This is a genomic window from Nonomuraea longispora (assembly GCF_004348345.1).
GTDB lineage: Bacteria > Actinomycetota > Actinomycetes > Streptosporangiales > Streptosporangiaceae > Nonomuraea > Nonomuraea longispora.
On sequence record NZ_SMJZ01000197.1, the window covers coordinates 1 to 17,215 of the forward strand.

At 71.3% G+C, this 17,215-nt stretch carries 13 protein-coding genes; 8 read left to right on the forward strand and 5 right to left on the reverse strand.

Features of this window, described 5'->3' with window-relative positions; translation table 11 throughout:
• Window positions 1-353, reverse strand: a 353-nt coding sequence (locus E1267_RS35405) for a GNAT family N-acetyltransferase (protein WP_246064459.1), incomplete at its 3' end; no start/stop codon positions are given.
• A 58-nt stretch (window positions 354-411) separates the two neighbouring features.
• Between E1267_RS35405 and E1267_RS35410 the strand changes: the two genes are divergently transcribed.
• Complete coding sequence (locus tag E1267_RS35410) at window positions 412-705, forward strand: hypothetical protein (protein WP_132339262.1); 294 nt, start codon at window positions 412-414, stop codon at window positions 703-705.
• Window positions 702-1,118, forward strand: coding sequence for an acyl-CoA thioesterase (locus tag E1267_RS35415; protein WP_132339264.1), 417 nt, complete (start codon window positions 702-704; stop codon window positions 1,116-1,118). Before E1267_RS35410 ends, E1267_RS35415 begins: the two co-directional genes overlap by 4 nt.
• A gap of 12 nt (window positions 1,119-1,130) precedes the next feature.
• Here the strand turns inward: E1267_RS35415 and lepA are convergent, their stop codons facing one another.
• A complete protein-coding gene (gene lepA / locus E1267_RS35420) occupies window positions 1,131-2,966 on the reverse strand; it encodes a translation elongation factor 4 (RefSeq protein ID WP_132339266.1) in 1,836 nt (611 codons plus the stop codon).
• Window positions 2,967-3,021: 55 nt separating this feature from the next.
• Between lepA and E1267_RS35425 the strand changes: the two genes are divergently transcribed.
• The 6 genes from E1267_RS35425 (at window position 3,022) to E1267_RS35450 (ending at window position 11,973) form a co-directional block, all read left to right on the forward strand.
• On the forward strand, window positions 3,022-4,035 hold the full coding sequence (locus tag E1267_RS35425) for a glycoside hydrolase family 18 protein (protein ID WP_132339268.1): 1,014 nt from the start codon (window positions 3,022-3,024) through the stop codon (window positions 4,033-4,035).
• Window positions 4,036-4,186: 151 nt separating this feature from the next.
• Window positions 4,187-4,456 carry a 30S ribosomal protein S20 gene (gene rpsT / locus E1267_RS35430; RefSeq protein ID WP_132339270.1) on the forward strand — a complete coding sequence of 90 codons (270 nt, stop codon included), beginning with the start codon at window positions 4,187-4,189 and terminating at the stop codon, window positions 4,454-4,456.
• Window positions 4,457-4,643: 187 nt separating this feature from the next.
• A complete protein-coding gene (locus tag E1267_RS35435; RefSeq protein ID WP_132339272.1) occupies window positions 4,644-7,700 on the forward strand; it encodes an ABC transporter permease in 3,057 nt (1,018 codons plus the stop codon).
• A complete protein-coding gene (locus tag E1267_RS35440; protein ID WP_132339274.1) occupies window positions 7,697-10,291 on the forward strand; it encodes an FtsX-like permease family protein in 2,595 nt (864 codons plus the stop codon). Before E1267_RS35435 ends, E1267_RS35440 begins: the two co-directional genes overlap by 4 nt.
• Window positions 10,292-10,361: 70 nt before the next feature.
• Window positions 10,362-11,288, forward strand: a complete 927-nt coding sequence (locus tag E1267_RS35445; protein ID WP_132339276.1) for an ABC transporter ATP-binding protein — start codon at window positions 10,362-10,364, stop codon at window positions 11,286-11,288.
• A complete protein-coding gene (locus tag E1267_RS35450) occupies window positions 11,281-11,973 on the forward strand; it encodes an ABC transporter ATP-binding protein (RefSeq protein WP_246064460.1) in 693 nt (230 codons plus the stop codon). The genes E1267_RS35445 and E1267_RS35450 overlap by 8 nt, the downstream gene beginning before the upstream one ends.
• 384 nt (window positions 11,974-12,357) lie before the next feature.
• Here the strand turns inward: E1267_RS35450 and holA are convergent, their stop codons facing one another.
• From holA to E1267_RS45955, 3 genes are all read right to left on the reverse strand, one after another.
• Window positions 12,358-13,341 carry a DNA polymerase III subunit delta gene (holA, locus tag E1267_RS35455; RefSeq protein ID WP_181957887.1) on the reverse strand — a complete coding sequence of 328 codons (984 nt, stop codon included), beginning with the start codon at window positions 13,339-13,341 and terminating at the stop codon, window positions 12,358-12,360.
• A gap of 193 nt (window positions 13,342-13,534) precedes the next feature.
• Window positions 13,535-16,243: a ComEC/Rec2 family competence protein gene (locus E1267_RS46880; protein WP_246064461.1), complete on the reverse strand. Its 2,709-nt coding sequence runs from the start codon at window positions 16,241-16,243 to the stop codon at window positions 13,535-13,537.
• A 1-nt stretch (window position 16,244) separates the two neighbouring features.
• Window positions 16,245-16,775: a ComEA family DNA-binding protein gene (locus tag E1267_RS45955; RefSeq protein ID WP_220449830.1), complete on the reverse strand. Its 531-nt coding sequence runs from the start codon at window positions 16,773-16,775 to the stop codon at window positions 16,245-16,247.
• Window positions 16,776-17,215 lie beyond the last annotated feature (440 nt).

Genomic DNA, 17,215 nt, shown 5'->3' on the forward strand with positions numbered 1-17,215 from the left:
ACCCGCAGCGCCGCCCTGGCCAGCTCCAGCGCGTATCCCTGCCCCCACGCCGACGGCCGGAAGCGGTAGTACAGGTTGAACACCTCCTGCCGGTCCACGACCGCGCGGCGCAGGCCGCCGAAGCCGAGCACGTGCGACTCGCCCGCGCGGCGCGCGGCCCAGTAGCCGAGCCCCCGCTCCTCCCAGTCGGCCAGCCACAGGTCCAGCATGGCGCGGCTGGATTCCAGGTCGGTCACGGGACCGCCGGGGTGGTAGACGCTGGTCCGCGGATCCGAGTGGATCTCGTGCACGGCGTCGAGATCGTCGGCGGTGACCCGAGAAAGGACCATTCTCGCCGTCCGCACCACTTCCATGCCTTTAGACTAGTCTGTACCATCGCTGGGCAATAGGTGCCGATCGACGGGCGATGCCATGGACGTACCGAAGCTCCAGTCCTCGTTGCGGCTCATCGCGCGCGGGCTGGAGGAGCTCGCCGCCGCGCTGGGCGAACCGGAGTCGAGCGAGGACGAGCGTACGGCGCGCGTCATCGAGGAGTGGGGGCGGCGCGGGCTCACCCAGAAGGAGGCGTCGGCGCTGTTCCAGCGGCACGGGTTCGCTCCGCAGACGACCGGCGGGTGGGCGCGCGGCGACTGGGTGGAGATCGGCGAGGACGGCCTGCGTTATCTCACCGCCCGCTCACACGCCTGGCTGGAGCAGCACTCATGACCTTTTCCGTACGCATCGCCGTGCGCGGCTACGAGCTCGACGGGCAGGGCCACGTCAACAACGCGGTCTATTTCCAGTACGGGGACCACGCCCGCTGGGAGTGCCTGCGCGCGGCCGGCATCTCGGTCGACGACCTGTGGGACCACGGCATCGGCCCCGTGACTCTGGAGAACACCATCCGCTACCACCGCGAGCTGCGCGCCGGCGACGAGGTGGACGTCACGTGCGCGTTCGAGTGGGGCGAGGGGAAGACGTTCCGGGTCAGGCAGGAGTTCAGAAGGCCGGACGGGGAGCTGGCGGCGGAGATGACCGGCGTCGGCGGGCTCATGGACCTGGAGGTTCGCCGCCTGCTGGACGACCCGAAGGCCCGCTGGCGCGCGCTCGCGCGCACGCCGGCGGTGCTCGGGTTGTAAGGGAGGCGCAGCCTACTTCTTGGTCTTGTCGGCGGCGGCGCTGGAATCGGTCGACAACGCGGCGACGAAGGCCTCCTGCGGCACCTCGACGCGGCCGACCATCTTCATGCGCTTCTTGCCTTCCTTCTGCTTCTCCAGCAGCTTGCGCTTACGGGAGATGTCGCCGCCGTAGCACTTGGCCAGAACGTCCTTGCGGATGGCGCGGATGTTCTCGCGGGCGATCACCCTGGCTCCGATGGCGGCCTGGATGGGCACCTCGAACTGCTGCCTCGGGATCAGCTCGCGCAGCTTCTTCGCCATGTCGACGCCGTAGGAGTAGGCCTTCTCCTTGTGCACGATCGCGCTGAAGGCGTCGACCGGCTCGCCCTGCAGCAGGATGTCGACCTTGACCAGGTCGGACTCCTGCTCGCCGGCCGGCTCGTAGTCGAGCGAGGCGTAGCCGCGGGTGCGCGACTTCAGCTGGTCGAAGAAGTCGAAGATGATCTCACCCAGCGGCAGGGTGTAGCGGATCTCGACCCGGTCCTCCGACAGGTAGTCCATGCCGAGCAACTGACCGCGCCGGCCCTGGCAGATCTCCATGATCGCGCCGATGAACTCGGCCGGCGCCAGGAGCGTGGACTTGGTGACCGGCTCGAAGACCTGCGCGATCTTGCCGCCGGTGGGGAACTCCGACGGGTTGGTGACCGTGAGCTCCTTGCCGTCCTCCATGACCACGCGGTAGACCACGTTGGGCGCGGTGGAGATCAGCGACAGCCCGAACTCGCGCTCCAGGCGCTCGCGGACGATCTCCATGTGCAGCAGCCCGAGGAACCCGACGCGGAAGCCGAAGCCGAGCGCGGCCGACGTCTCCGGCTCATAGACCAGCGCGGCGTCGTTGAGCTGCAGCTTGTCGAGCGCCTCGCGCAGCTCGGGATATTGGTCGCCGTCGATCGGGTAGAGCCCGGAGAACACCATCGGCTTGGGGTGCTCGTAGCCGGCCAGCATCTCGGGCGCGGGCTTGGCCGCGGCCGTCACCGTGTCGCCGACGCGCGACTGGCGCACGTCCTTCACGCCCGTGATGAGGTAGCCCACCTCGCCGACGCCCAGCCCGAGCGCGGCGACCTTGGGCTCGGGCGAGATGACGCCGATCTCCAGCGTCTCGTGGGTGGCCATGGTGGACATCATGAGGATGCGCTCGCGCTTGCCCAGGTGACCGTCCATGACCCGGACGTAGGTGACGACGCCGCGGTAGGTGTCGTAGACCGAGTCGAAGATCAGCGCGCGGGCGGCCGCGTCGGCGTCGCCGATCGGCGCGGGCACGGTCTGGACCACGTGGTCGAGCAGTTCGCGCACGCCCTCGCCCGTCTTGCCCGACACCTTGAGCACCTCGGACGGGTCGCAGCCGATCAGGCCCGCCAGCTCCTCGGCGAACTTCTCCGGCTGGGCCGCCGGCAGGTCGATCTTGTTGAGGACGGGGATGATGTGCAGGTCGGCGTTCATGGCCAGGTAGAGGTTGGCCAGCGTCTGCGCCTCGATGCCCTGAGCCGCGTCGACCAGCAGGATCGCGCCCTCGCACGCCTGCAGCGACCGGGACACCTCGTAGGTGAAGTCGACGTGGCCCGGCGTGTCGATCATGTTGAGCACGTGGCCGTCCCAGGGGAGCCGCACGGCCTGCGACTTGATCGTGATGCCACGCTCGCGCTCGATGTCCATCCTGTCGAGATATTGAGCGCGCATGGTTCGGTCGTCGACCACGCCGGTGATCTGGAGCATCCGGTCGGCAAGGGTCGACTTGCCGTGGTCGATGTGCGCGATGATGCAGAAGTTGCGGATCAACGCGGGGTCGGTCTGGCCAGGCTGAGTGCGCACCGAAGTCCGTTTCGACAGGGTTGAGTCAAGCAGTCTTTCATGGTGACATGCCCGGATGAATGCCCGGACCGTCATCCGCCGCGGCCTGCGCTTGCTCGCGCTTGCCACGGCCATCGCGGTGGCGCTGGTCGGCCTGCTCGCCGCCGCGCTCCGCCTCCAGTTTACCGGTGCCCCGGCGGCATGGGCGAAGAGCACGGGCAATGACGCCCTGTGGCTGGGACACGCCTGGGTCGACGGCCGCCGTACCGAGCGCGACGTCGAGCGTCTCGCCGTACGGCTGCGCGCCACGGGGATCAAGGACGTGTACGTCCACTCGGGCCCTTTCGAGCTGGACGGACGATTAGATCCCGCCAAATACCCCAACGCCCGAAATTTCCTGGAATGGATGCGTCAGCACCTACCCGCGGTCCGCATCTCCGCCTGGCTCGGCCAGGCCGTCGACGGCGCCCTCGACGGCACCCTCGACGGCGCCCTCGACCTCGACGACCCCGCCTCCCGCCGGAACGTGCTGGCCGGCGTCGCCGCCATCATGAAGCAGGGCTACGACGGCATCCACTACAACTTCGAGCCCATCGGCGACGGCGACACCGAGTTCCTGCGCCTCCTCGACGAGACCCGCCGGCACACACGGCTGCTGTCCACCGCCAGCCCGCAGATCGAGCCCTACCCCGGCATGCGCCTGACGGCGAGAGCGGTGCTCGGCCACGACAAGTACTGGTCATCGGGCTATTTCACACAGGTCGTCGACCGGGTCGACCAGGTCGCGATCATGACGTACGACTCGGGAACCCCGCTGGAGACGCTCTACGGCGGCCACGTGGCCAGGCAGGCGGGACTGGCTCTCGACCTGGTGCCCGCCGAGAAGTCGTTGTTCGTCGGCGCCCCCGCCTACCACGACCATGGCCTGCCCTGGCTCGACAACGCCGAGAGCGTCGAGATGGCCGCCGAGGGCGCCAAACTGGCCCTGTCGGAGCACGGCCGCCGCGAACGGTTCGGGCTCGCCCTCTACGTCGACTTCGCCGCCACGGAGGAGGACTGGCGGGAGTACATGACGCGCTGGATGGCCTGAACTCCCGTACACTGAGCGGCGGACCCATTTTCCCAGGCCGTTGATTTGAGCAGCCACCTGGGTTATTGGTAATCTATTCAATTGCGTGTGGCGCGCCCTCTCATCGAGCCCGCGCGCCCCATCCATCACTGACTTTCACCGAGGCTTCTTCGTGGCGAACATCAAGTCCCAGATCAAGCGCAACAAGCAGAACGAGAAGGCTCGCCTGCGCAACAAGGCGGTCAAGTCGTCGCTGAAGACGGCCGTCCGCAGGTTCCGCGAGGCCGCCGAGCAGGGCGACGTCGAGCAGGCCGTCACGCTGCAGCGGGTTGCCGCCCGCCAGCTCGACAAGGCCGTCAGCAAGGGCGTCATCCACAAGAACCAGGCCGCCAACCGCAAGTCCGCGATCGCCAAGCAGGCCGCGGCGCTGGCCGCCAAGTAACGCATCGCACAGACGCCGCGTCTCCCTGGGAGGCGCGGCGTTTTCGTTCCGTCCTGTTTCTGTCACGGTTTCGATATCACACCGGCGTCGCCGCCCCGTATCGGCTCAGTCACCGTTACAAAGATCACCTTGCCCTCGGTCGCACGCCTGCCCGAAAGTGCAGCTAGTCAGGCAAAAGGGGTGGCGCATGCGGGGGCCGTTGGTCGTCAAACGGGCGTTCAGCGAGCCGTTGCTCCTCCTGGCCGCGTTCGGCTCGATCCTGCTGGCCACCACCACGCTGGTCGCGCTCACGATGTACGCCTCCTCCATCGCCGAGGCGGGCGTGCGCAGGACGATGGAGACGGCGTCCTTCGAGCAGACGGCCGCCACCATCAGCGCACCCGTGACAGCCGAGACGTTCCCCGCCTTCGACCGGTCCGTACGCGCCCAGCTCGACCGGGCCTACACCCGGCCCCCCGGCCTCACCACCAGCTTCCGCTCCGACTCCTACGTGATGCCCGGCCAGGAGGACAACGAGCGGCCCGAACTGCTCAGGTTCGGCAGCTACGACGGCATCGACCGGCACGCCAGGTTGGTCTCCGGCACCTGGCCGCGCGACAGCGGCGACCAGGTACAGGCCGCGATCTCGTTGTCGGCCTCCTCGGCCACCGGCTTCGAGCCGGGCGACGAGTTCACCACGCGAGGCCGCCTCGACCCGCGCCCGGTCAAGGTCCGCGTCGTCGGCGTCTTCCAGCTCAACGACCCCTCCAGCGCACGCTGGGCCGACGAGCAGCTGCTGGCCAGGGGCGTGGACCGCGGCGACTTCACCACGTACGGGCCGCTGATGGTGGCGCGGGAGACGTTCATCGCCCGCTTCGCCAGCAACGTCAACGCCACCTGGACCGCCGTCCCCGACCTGAGCGCGCTGACTCCCGAGCAACTTCGCCCGATGGCCGCCGCGCTCGGGCAGGTCGGCGAACGGCTGAAGGCGGACGGCTGCGAGCGGTGCACGGTCACCGGCCACCTGCCCGAGATGCTCACCCAGCTCGACACCGCGTCCCTGGTGGCACGCTCCACGATGCTGATCCCCGTACTGCAACTGCTGTTGCTGGCCGCGTACGCGCTGATGCTGACCGCGCGGCTGCTCGCCGACCACCGGCGCATGGAGGTGGCGCTGCTGCGCTCGCGCGGCGCGGGCACGGCGCGGCTGGCGGCCCTGGCCGGGGGTGAGGCGCTGCTGGTGGCGGTGCCGTGCGCGATCATCGCGCCGTTCCTCGGGCCGCCGCTGCTCTCCCTGGTCAACACGCTGCCGTGGATCAGGTCCTCGGGGGTGCGGCTGTCGCCCGTGGCCGACGTGGGCACGTTCCTGGTGTCGTTCGGGGTGGCGCTGGCCTCGGCGGTGCTGCTGATGTTGCCGGCGCTGGCGGGCGCGCGGCGCACGTACGTGGAGGAGCAGTCGGCGCGCGGACGCGCCGACGGGCGCGGCCTGATCGAGCGGGCGGGCGCCGACGTGGCGCTGCTCGTCGTGGCCGGGCTGGCGATCTGGCAGCTCCGGCACTACGGCGCGCCGGTGACCACGACGGCCGGCGGCGGGCTCGGCATCGACCCGCTGATCATCTCCGGGCCGGCGCTGGCCCTGCTCACGGGCGGCATGCTGGGACTGCGGCTGGTGCCGCGCGTCTCGAAGCTGGCCGAGCGGCTGACCTCCCGCCGGCCCACCCTCGCCCCCGCGCTAGGCGCCTGGCAGGTGGCCAGGAGGCCGCTCAGCTACGCGGGCCCGGCGCTGCTGCTGACCATGGCGATCGCCATCGGCATCGTCTCGATGGCCACCGCGTCCACCTGGCGTACGTCGCAGCTCGACCAGGCACGCCACCAGGCCGGGGCCGACCTGCGCCTGTCCGGTCCCGCGGACGGGCCGGAGCTGGGCTCTCTCGGGCGCGGCACGGCGTTCACCGCGCTGCCCGGCGTGACGGCGGCCTCCCCCGGTTTCCGCGGGCAGACCGAGGTGGGCGGCGAGAGCGCGCTGCTCATCGGCCTGGAGGCGGGAAAGCTCGGTGAGGTGTTCCACCTGCGGCCCGACCTGTCGACGCAGCCGGTCGAGGACATGGCACGCCGGCTGGTGGGGACGCACGCGGGCGAACTCGTCCTTCCCGGCCGGCCGTCGACGCTCACCCTCCGTGCGAAGACGGACGCCGGCCTTCCGCTGCGGCTGGTGTTGTCCGACGGGCTCGGCGTCTGGCGCGACGTGCCGCTCGGCGTGCTCAAGCCCGGGGACAACCGCGTCGAGGTGAACCTGAAGGCGCTGGCCGGGCAGAGCGGGAAGATCACCTACCCGGTGGCGCTGCGCGGCCTCGTCGCCGGCACCACCGAGAGCGCGGCGAAACTGACGCTGACCGGCCTCAACGCCGACGGCCGCGAGCTCGAGACGCCGCAGGTCACGATGGAGGCGAACGACTCGCGGCCGGCCGTGGCCACGTTCGGGACGCGGCGGGAGGCGCCGCTGCCCGTCGTGCTCACGTCCGACCTGGCCGTCTCCCTCAAGCTGGGCGTCGGCCGGGTCGGGCGGGCCAGCATCGACCGCCGGGTCCTGCAGATCAAGGTGGTGGCCGTCGTACGGACGATGCCGACGGGCACGGCCGGCCAGCCGGCGGTGCTCGCCGACTGGGAGACGCTGCAGACGAGCGACCTGGCCGCGGCGCGGCTGCCCAGACCGGCGACCGAGTGGTGGCTGGCGGCCGACGACACCACGGCCGCGACGCGGGTGCTCAAGAGCCGGCCGGAATGGGACGTCACCCCCCTCGACCAGGGCGCGCTGGCGGCCCAGCTCCAGGACGACCCGCTGGCCAGCGGGCTGCAGGGAGCGCTGATCCTCGGGTTCCTGGCGGCGTTGGTGTTCGCGGTGCTCGGATTCCTGGTCAACGCGGCGGTCGCGGCGCGTGAGCGGATGGCCGAGTTCGGGATCCTGCGGGCACTCGGCGTGAGCTCCAGGCAGGTGTTCGGGATGCTGGCGGTCGAGCAGGCGTTCGTCATCGGCCTGTCCCTGGCGGCGGGCACCGGCCTCGCCGTGGTCGTCGGCACCCTGGTCGTGCCGCACATCGTACTGACCGGGCAGGCCTCGGCCGTCACGCCCGGGGTGCTGCTCGACATCCCGTGGGCCGCCACCCTCGCGATGCTGGCGCTGGTCGCGGCGGTGCTGCTCGCCGTCGTGGCCGCTCTGGCCCGCAACCTGCGCAGGCAGGGGCTCGTCCTCCGGGAGGAACGGTGAGGATCCCGCTGCTCGCACGGGTGCACGTCGGCACGGTGGCCGTGCTGTCCGTGCTGACGATCAGCGCCTGTCTGCTGATCGCGGGCCTGCCGCGGGGGATGCAGGCATCGTTCGACCAGGCGCTGCGGCGCTCGCTGAGCACCGCGTCCGCCCAGCAGGCCGACCTCACCGTGACCGTGGCGTCGGACTCGCAGGCCGATGATCTGCACGAACGCGGCCAGTTCGACGCCCGCGACCGCCAATGGCGCGAGCTGCTGCCCGCGGGGCTGCGCCCGCTCGTCACGCCCGCGGGCACCGGCTCCAGCCACGCGAGCGCCAAGACCAGCCTCACGCCGATCACCGGGACGAGCGGCACCCGGTACATCAACCTCGGCTGGCTGTCCGACGCCGACCGGCGCGTCACCTGGGTCCAGGGACGGCCTCCCGGGGCACCGGGCACGACGCGGTACGACGGCGAGACGATCCCCGTGTTCGAGGTCGGGGTCGTGGTGGAGGCCCTGCGGGAGATGGACCTGCGGGTGGGCGAGACGAGAACGCTCGGCGAGAACGACTACGTCGCCGTGAAGATCGTCGGCGCCTTCGAGGCCAAGGAGCCCGGCGACCGCTACTGGGACCACAACGCCGACATCATGCACGTCGCGAAGGTTCAGCCGCCGGGCTCGCTGGACTTCGAGAAGCACATCACGTCACTGATGTCCGACGACGGCCTGACCGCGCTCAGCGGCGAAGGACGCCACCTGTCCTACAACTGGGTCCTGCCCGTCGATCCGGCGGCGGCCGGCGCGATGGACGTCCCCGGCCTCACCGCCGCCGTCGCCGACCTCGACCGCCTGATCGGGGTGCAGTCGACCGGCACCGCCAGCCCCTACCGCCTGATCACCGGGCTGCCCAAGCTGCTCGGCGACTTCCGCGCCGCGCTGGCCACCGCCGAGACCGTCATGTACCTCGTGCTCGGCGGCCTCCTCGCGGTCGCGCTCGGCGTCCTCGTCCTGGGCGTGCAGCTGCTGGCCGACCGGATGGAGCACACGCTCACGCTGGCCCGCGCCCGCGGCGGGTCGCTGCGCCAGGTCGCGGGTACGGGCGCGGCGCTCACCGGCCTCGCGGTGGCGCCCGCCGCGCTGGCCGGATACGCGCTGTCGTACCTCGTGCCCGGCCCCGTGCTGCCGATCGTCCACCTCGGGCCGGTGATCATGGTCCTCGTGACCGTCGGCTACGCCGCCGCGCGGCTCGCCGTGACCTATCGCGCGCCGCTGCACGAACGCCGCGACGACGTCGCCACCGCCCGGCCCACCGCCAAGCGGACCACACTGGAGGTGCTGGTCGTCGTGCTGGCACTGGCCGGCGCCTACCTGCTGCGGGCCCGTGGGCTGGACGACTCGGCGGGCCAGGACCCGTTCCTGCTGCTCGTGCCGGTCGCGCTGACCGCCGCGGCGGCGCTGATCACGTTGCGCTGCTACCCCTACCCGCTGCGCCTGCTCGTACGGCTGGCCGCGCGTGGCCGGGCGGCCGTGCCGTTCATCGGCCTGACCAGGGCGGCCAGGGCACGCTCCGCCAGTGTGCTGCCGGTGCTCATCCTGCTGCCCGCGCTGGGCGTGTCGGTGTTCGCCGCGGTGATCTCCGACGGGATCTCCGGCACGCAGGTCCAGGCGTCATGGCAGCAGGTCGGCGCGCCGATCAGGATGACGTCGAACATCGAGATCCCGGCCGAGGCCATCGCGAAAGTGCGCGCCGCCGGCGGCGTGGAGCAGGTGGTGCCCGCGCAGACCGCCCGCGTGCAGGTCGGCTACGGCGCGGAGCGGGCCGAGGCCATCGCCGTGGACGTGGCCAGGTGGCGGCAGCTCATGGGCGGGGCCCCCTTCGACCTGCCCGACCTGAGCAGTGGCGCGCTCGTGTCGTCCGAGCTGCGCGGACGGGGCACGTTCGAGATCGGCTGGCAGTCGCGGCTGAAGCTGGCCACGCGCGGCGTGATCGAGTCGGTGCCCGGCTTCTACACCGAGGGCAAGTTCCTCGTCGTGAACATCGACGTGCTGACCCGCCCGGCGGTGAACACGCTGCTCGTCAAGGGTGACGCCTCCGTCGGCGAGCTGAAGCGGCTGGTCCCCTCGGCCACCGTGGTGTCGCAGCAGGGCACGCTGCGGGCCATCCAGGACGATCCGCTCACCAGCACCGTGCGCTGGACCATGATCGTCGTGACGGTCGCGCTGGCCGCGTACGCGCTGGCCGCCGTCGTGCTGGCGCTGGTGGTCGGGGCGGCCGACCGGGCCAGGGCGGTGTCGTTCCTGCGTACGCTCGGGCTGTCGGAGCGCCAGGCGCAGCGGCTGACCGTGCTGGAGATCCTGCCCATGATCCTCGTGACCACGACGGTCGGGCTCGGCCTGGGCCTCGGTCTGCCCGCCGCGCTCGGGCCCGCCGTCGACCTGTCCTCCTACGCGGGCGACCTGCCTGTCGCCGGCCACCCACCCGGCCTGGTCCTGCCGGGCACACTGGCGGCAGGGCTCGCCGCCGTCGCCGTGCTCGGCGCCTACGCCCACACCGCCGTCAGCCGCAGGCGCAGAATCGGCGCCGTCCTTCGAGTGGGGGACCTCACTTGACCATACGGCTGCACCAGAGGCCCTGCCGCCGGGAGGCATCTCCTCCCCCTCCTGAAGGAAGGAGACACCGATGAACCCCACCCTGTCCGAACTCGAAGCGAAGGCCACGCGGCAGAAGGCCGCGTTCGGCGGCGACGCGCACATCGTGTGCGACAACCTCGTACGCATCTACAAGACCGAAGGGGTCGAGGTCGTCGCGCTGCAGGGCCTCGACCTGGTGATCGACAAGGGCGAGCTGGTGGCCATCGTGGGCGCGTCGGGCTCGGGCAAGTCGACGCTGCTCAACGTGCTGTCCGGGCTCGACGTACCGACGGCGGGGGTGGCCAGGGTGGCGGGCACGGACCTGCTGTCGATGAACGCCCGCGACCGGCTGCGCTACCGCCGTTCCGTGGTCGGCTTCATCTGGCAGCAGACGGCCCGCAACCTGCTGCCTTACCTCACCGCCAGGGAGAACGTCGAACTGCCGGTGAAGCTGGCCGGCGGCCGGCGGGAGCGGCGCGAACGGGCGGACGAACTGCTGGAGCTGCTCGGCGTCGGCTACTGCGCGAACCGGAGAACCCCCGAGATGTCGGGCGGCGAGCAGCAGCGGGTGGCCATCGCCGTCGCCCTCGCCAACTCCCCGCAACTCGTCCTCGCCGACGAGCCGACGGGCGAGCTGGACAGCGAGACGTCGGAGCTGGTGTTCGACTCGCTGCGCAAGGCCAACAGGGAGCTGGGGGTGACCGTCGTGGTCGTCACCCACGACCCGCTGGTGTCCGAACAGGTCGACCGGACGGTGGGCATCCGCGACGGCCGTACCAGCAGCGAGACGCTGCGGCGCGAGGACGCCGAAGGGCACATCATCGCCGAGGAGTACGCCGTACTGGACCGCGTGGGACGCCTGCAACTCCCCCGCGACTTCATGAACGCCCTCGACATGGAGCGCCGGGTGCGTCTCGAACTCGAATCCGACCACATCGGCGTGTGGCCCGCCCGAGAGGAGCCGTCAGGTGAGTGAGTCGCCCTTGGTCGTGGCCGAAGGGGTGCGCAAGGTCTACCGGAGCGGGCCCAAGGAGGTCGAGGCGCTCCGTGACGTGTCGTTCTCCGTTCTCCCCGGCGAACTCGTCGCGATCCGGGGTCGGTCGGGATCGGGCAAGACGACGCTGCTCAACCAGATCGGCGGCCTGGACAAACCGGACGCCGGGCGGGTGGTCGTGGACGGGCACGAGGTCACCGCCATGTCCGACGAGCAGCTGCTGGCCCTGCGCAGAGACGTCGTGGGGTTCGTGTTCCAGTCGTTCGGGCTGATCCCCGTGCTGTCGGCCGCCGAGAACGTCGGAGTGCCGATGCGGCTGGTGCGCATGCCGGTGAAGGAACGCGAGGAGCGCATCCGGATGCTGCTGGCGCTCGTAGGGCTGGAACAGCACGTCAACCAGCGGCCGTACGAACTGTCCGGAGGCCAGCGGCAGCGGGTGGCGATCGCCCGCTCCCTGGCGAACCGGCCGCGCCTGCTGGTGGCCGACGAGCCGACCGGGCAACTCGACTCGCAGACGGGACGGCAGATCATGGAGCTGCTGCGGGCACTCGTACGGAGTGAGGGGGTCACGGCCCTGGTCGCCACCCACGACCCGAGCCTGATGACGCTGGCCGACCGGGTGCTGGAGATCAGCGACGGCGTCGTCCGCGAGGAAGCCCTGACCTGACGCCGCTCACCGCCGTCAGACCACACACCTTTTCAGTGCGGGGTGGGGCAGTCGCACGAACCCTGATAACTCGGCGCCATCAGTTCGAGGCGGTCCGCGTATGTCGGCCGATTCAGGTCGGCCGAGATCTCGGTACGCGCGCGCCCACAACGGCTTGAGGTCGGCGAAGTAACAACTCGGTCCGTTGACGAAGGTGTCCTTCAAACCGAGCAAGGCGGTCGCCGGGTATCCGGCATCAAGCCGGCCTGCGGCGGCGATGAGCTCTGGTTCGAGCAGTGGGCGGTCAACGGCCACCGGCCTGCGATCGGCGTACGCGTCAGCCGGGGCGAGCACGCCGATGCCGTGCGCGCCGGGCTCGTGCCGCCACCCCTCCGGAACCAGCGGTCAACGGCCGGTGCGGCTGGCCACGATCACCTGCACCGTGTGTTCGAGAGCGTAGGCCGGGTCGGCGCCGCCGCCCTTGACCTGTTCGTCCGCCTCGGCCACCGCCTGGATGGCCTTCGACAATCCGTCGGGGCCCCACCCGTTCAGCTGCCGCCTCACCCGGTCGGCCTTCCACGGGGGCATGCCGACATGGCTCGCCAACTGCCCGCCCCGCAGGCTGCGCGGCGCGCTCGCGACCTTGGCCAGGGACCGGAGCCCGCCTGCCAGGGCACTCACCAGCAGCACGGGGGCGACTCCGGTGCCGAGCGCCCACCGCAGTTGCTCCAGCGCCTCCGCCAGCCGCCCTTCGATCGCGGAGTCCGCCACGTTGAAGCCGGTCACCTCGGCTCGGCCCTTGTGGTAGCGGGCCACGGCGGACGCGTTGACCGTCTTGCCCTCCGTGTCGAACACCAGCTGGCTGCAGGCCGCCGCCAGCTCCCGGAGATCGTTCCCTACGGCGTCGAGCAGGGCGGTGGCGGCATCGCCGGAAATGCTCCGCCCCGCACGCTTGAACTCCCCTTTGATGAACTCCAGCCGCTCCCCCGCCTTGGTCACCTTGTTGATGGTGACGACGTGCGCCTTGGCCTTCTTCACCCCGTCGACCAGCGCCTTGCCCTTGACCCCGCCCGGATGCGCCAGCACCATCACGGTGTCGTCGGAGGGCTGCTTGGCATAGGCCACGACCTCGGCGATGACGTCTTTCGGCAGGTCCTGCGCCGACCGGATCACGACCACGGACCGGCCGCCGAACAACGACGGGGAGGTCAGCTGCGTCAGCTCACCCACCGACACCTTGCCGCCCACCAGGTCATGCACCTCGGACTCGGGATCAGCGGCCCGCGCCGCCGCGACGACACCGCTCACCGCCCGCTCGGCCAGCAACTCCTCATCGCCGACAACCAAAGTCACAAGCGCTGGATCGGTTCCCGCCATAGGGGGAAGCATGCCAGACGCCACAGACAACGCGGTACTCGCCGCAACGACGCCGTAGGAACCCCGCCCACCCAGGGCACACCGAGCCGCTCCCGTACGAATTCCAACCCACTCAGGACACACCGAGCCACTCCACACGGCTCCTCACCGCTGAAGGCGGGCGAACCCGGGCACGGGACGCGGGTCGCCCCGGCGGTGTGCGCGTTCAGTGTGCGGGCCCGCGTGAGACCACGGCCATGCCCCCTTCCCTCTCCACCACGGCGAGGTCTCCTGAGCGGTCGGTCCGGTGGATGGCGGCTCCGAGCCTGCGCAACAGGGCGAGCGTGGAAGGGGCTGGATGGCCGTAGTCGTTGTCCTTCCCCACGCTGATCAGCGCCGCTCGAGCCCCCACCGCTTCGAGGAAGGCGGGCGACTGCCGGTTGGATCCGTGGTGCGGGGTCTTCAGGATGTCGGCCCGGATAGGGGAGCGGCGTAACAACTCCTCCTGGGCCTCGGTCTCCAGATCGCCGCTGAGCAGGACGGAGCCCGAGCGCCAGCGTACGTGGAGCACCACGCTGGAGTTGTTGATCACGCTGCCCTCGCCCTGGCCGTTCACCTCGCTGGTGGCCGGGTCGGGGGCGAGTACGGTCACCTCGGACGGGCCGAACGTCCAGCGGGTGCCCGGCGCGACGGTCCATTCCGGTATCCGCCGCCCCTCCAGCGTGCCGGAGACGCGTGCCGAGGCCCGCGCCAGTGCCCGCTGCGGGCTGACGACCACCGCGCCGACCCGGCGGTCGCGCAGCACTCCGGCCAGGCCGCCCACGTGGTCGGCATGCGGATGGGTGAGGACGAGCAGCGGAACGTCGTCGACGCCGAGACCGCGCAGGCACCGGTCCATCGCGACCGGATCGGGCCCCGTGTCCACCACGATGCCGCGTGCGGGCCCCGCCGCGATGACGATCCCGTCGCCCTGGCCCACGTCGCACATCACCATCAGCCAGCCCTTCGGTGGCCAGGGCATCGCGATCGGCCGGATCACGAGCACCGCGACCAGGGCCGCGCCGGCGGCCGTCAGCGCGACCGCCCGCCAGGCGCGACGCCGCAGGATCAGCGCCCCGGCCGCCACCGCGAGCGCGAGCAGCCCCAAGCCTGGCAGGCCGCCCGGCCACGGCACGGTGGCGAACGGCAGGCCCACCGACCATTCGGCGACCGCGACGATCCAGCCGACCGCGTAACCGGCCGGGACCACCAGCAATCGGGCCCCGTCGAGCCACACGGGGGCCACCAGGGCCGCCCCGAACCCGAGCAGGGTCGCGGGGGCCACCGCCGGGGCCACGAGAAGGTTGGCGACGAGGGCGACGGGGGTGAGCTGTCCCGACATCAACACCAGCACGGGGGTCACCGCCACCTGCGCCGCCGCCGGCACCGCGACGGCTTCGGCGAGCCAGCGCGGCAACCGTACCCGTGACCGGCGCTCAGCCCGCCGCCTCCCCTCGGCTGGTGTGCCGTCGCGCCGCGCCGCTCCGCCGCCCGGATCCCGCCCGGGCGAGCCGCGTCCGTCGTTTTCCGGACCACCTCCGCTCAGCGACGGCGAGGCGGCGCCACGCGGTCGCTGCCGCGCGCTCGAGTCCTGTGGTGGTGCGTCGCTTTCGTCCTGGTGGGCCGCCGACAGTCTGTCCCGCCAGCGCGGGGCGAGGAGAAGAATCCCGGCGGTCGCGGCCACCGAGAGGGCGAAGCCATACGAACGGGCAAGTTCCGGCACGAACAGCACCAGCAGCAGAACCGTTGCCGAAAGGGCCGCGAAACCGTCTCGAGCCCTGCCGGTGCCCAGCGCGACGGCTGCGGCCAGGCCCATGAGGAGAGCACGCAGCACGCTCGGGGACGGACGGGCCACCACGGCGAACGCGAGCATGGAGAGCGCGGCCAGCAGGGCGCGCACGGGCAGCGGAAAACCGAACAGGCGGGACAGGGCGAGCATCGCGCCCGCCACGATGGCCAGATTCGCCCCGCTCACCGCGTTGAGATGGTTGAGGCCCGCTTCCTTGAGGTCGGCCGCCACCTGTGGGTCCATGCGCGAGACGTCGCCGACGACCAGGCCCGGGAGGAGGCCGCGCTGGTCGGGAGGGAGCACGTCCGCGGCGGACCGCAGGCCCGACCTGAGGGCGCCTGCCGCCGTCTGGAGCTGCGACGGAGGCGTCAGGACCCGCGGCGGGCCGCGTACGAGGAAGACTGCCGCCACCAGGTTGCCCGCGGTCGGCGCGGCGAGCCGGCCGGTGACTTCGAGATGCTGGCTGGGGAGGAGACGGGCCCAGGCCGGGCCGCTGGAGAAGACGGTGACGGGGACGTTGACGGCCTGCCGGCCCTCGGCCGTCCGGAGGATCGTCAGGGTGGCCGGAGTCACGTAGCTGTCCTGGGCGAACGGAATGCTCCGGCTCGATCTGCGTCTGGGGTCGTCCGTCAGCACGATCTGTGCCGTGACGGAAGCGCTTGTGGCCGCGAGTTCGGCCACCGGACCGGTGGTCACGGCGTGAACCCTGAGAGCCACCGATCCGGACGCCGCGGCCGCGCAGACGAGGGTGGCCAGGATGACACCACGCCAGGTGGCCACCCCGCTGGACGAACGTCCGGCCTCCGCACCTCGCGGAGATCGTGGCGGCGGGGATTCGGCTCGCCGAAACCGCGAGGCCGGCGTCGTGGTTCGCCCGAACGGCCGGTACCCGGACGTCGTGACGTGCCGTGGACGTGGGTACGGGCGTCCGGATCGGGTGTGCCAGGCCACGGTGACGGCTCCGACGGCCGCGACCAGGGCGAGCGACATCCCCGTGCGTGCGGAGCACCCGAGCAGGATCAGCGCGCAGGCCCAGGCGGCGATCGCGGGCAGCAGCAAGGGCCAGGCATGGCGCTTGGCCGGGCGCGAAGGTAGCGGGTCGGTCATGTCAGACGCGCACCTTCGGCTTGATCTCGTCGAACTTGCGCGGCCCTATGCCGCTGACCTCGCGGAGCTGGTCGATGGAGGTGAAAGCGCCGTGGGTGGTGCGGAACTCGGCGATGCGCGCCGCCAGCACCTCCCCCACGCCCGGCAGTTGCTCGAGCTGGTCGGGTGTTGCGGTGTTGAGGTCGATGACGCCCGCGGCAGCGCCGGTGACCGGCGAACCCTGGGCCGCCGTGCCAGGAGGCGCGCCCACGACGATCTGCTCCCCGTCGACCAGGCGTCTGGCGAGGTTGAGGGAGTCGAGGGACGCTCTGCGTGACACTCCCCCGGCCGCGCTCACCGCGTCCGTGACCCTGGCGCCCGCCGGGAGCAGGTAGACGCCCGGCTTACGGATCTTGCCGGCGACGTGGACGGTCACCTTGGGAGCGGAGCGGGTCGTGGACGGGGTCGGTGACGACACGGGGGTGGGTGGCGGCAGCGGCGCGGGCGAGGGCTGGGATCGCCAGACGAAGAACACGGCGACGGCTGTGGCCACCGCGCCCACGGCCACGAGGACGCGCAGACCGGGCCTGCCAGGATCGAGGGAGGAACTCTGAGAGGCCAGAGTCGCACGGAACGCCTGGAACGTGGGCGGCACCGGGACGGGACCGCGCTGCCGTGCGGTCTGCGGAGGCTGTGGGACCCCGTAGGCACGATCGAAGGCCTGTGACGGCTCCCGGGACAGCTCGAAGGCCCCGGTCGGCTCACCGGCCTGATGAGCGCTCCCCGCGGTCCGCCGCGCGCCGGGCTCTCCATCGAGTTCGCCGAAGGCCTCATCAGGGGCCTCACGATCGCCGTCCACGACTCGGGGCTCGTCAGGCGAACCGCCACGAACCGCCTCCTCCGACCACCACCTCCCGGAGGAACGGTCAGATGGTGGCGTCTGAGGGAAGGGACCGTCGTCGTGAGGGCCGCGGGAGTACGGCATTCTTCGGC

Coding starts and splice junctions, on each gene's coding strand:
- E1267_RS35425 (WP_132339268.1), top strand. CDS start 3,022: ATGAATGCCCGGACCGTCATCCGCCGCGGCCTGCGCTTGCTCGCGCTT.
- E1267_RS35435 (WP_132339272.1), top strand. CDS start 4,644: ATGCGGGGGCCGTTGGTCGTCAAACGGGCGTTCAGCGAGCCGTTGCTC.
- E1267_RS35445 (WP_132339276.1), top strand. CDS start 10,362: ATGAACCCCACCCTGTCCGAACTCGAAGCGAAGGCCACGCGGCAGAAG.
- E1267_RS35410 (WP_132339262.1), top strand. CDS start 412: ATGGACGTACCGAAGCTCCAGTCCTCGTTGCGGCTCATCGCGCGCGGG.
- E1267_RS35415 (WP_132339264.1), top strand. CDS start 702: ATGACCTTTTCCGTACGCATCGCCGTGCGCGGCTACGAGCTCGACGGG.
- E1267_RS46880 (WP_246064461.1), bottom strand. CDS start 16,243: ATGACCGACCCGCTACCTTCGCGCCCGGCCAAGCGCCATGCCTGGCCC.
- holA (WP_181957887.1), bottom strand. CDS start 13,341: ATGCTTCCCCCTATGGCGGGAACCGATCCAGCGCTTGTGACTTTGGTT.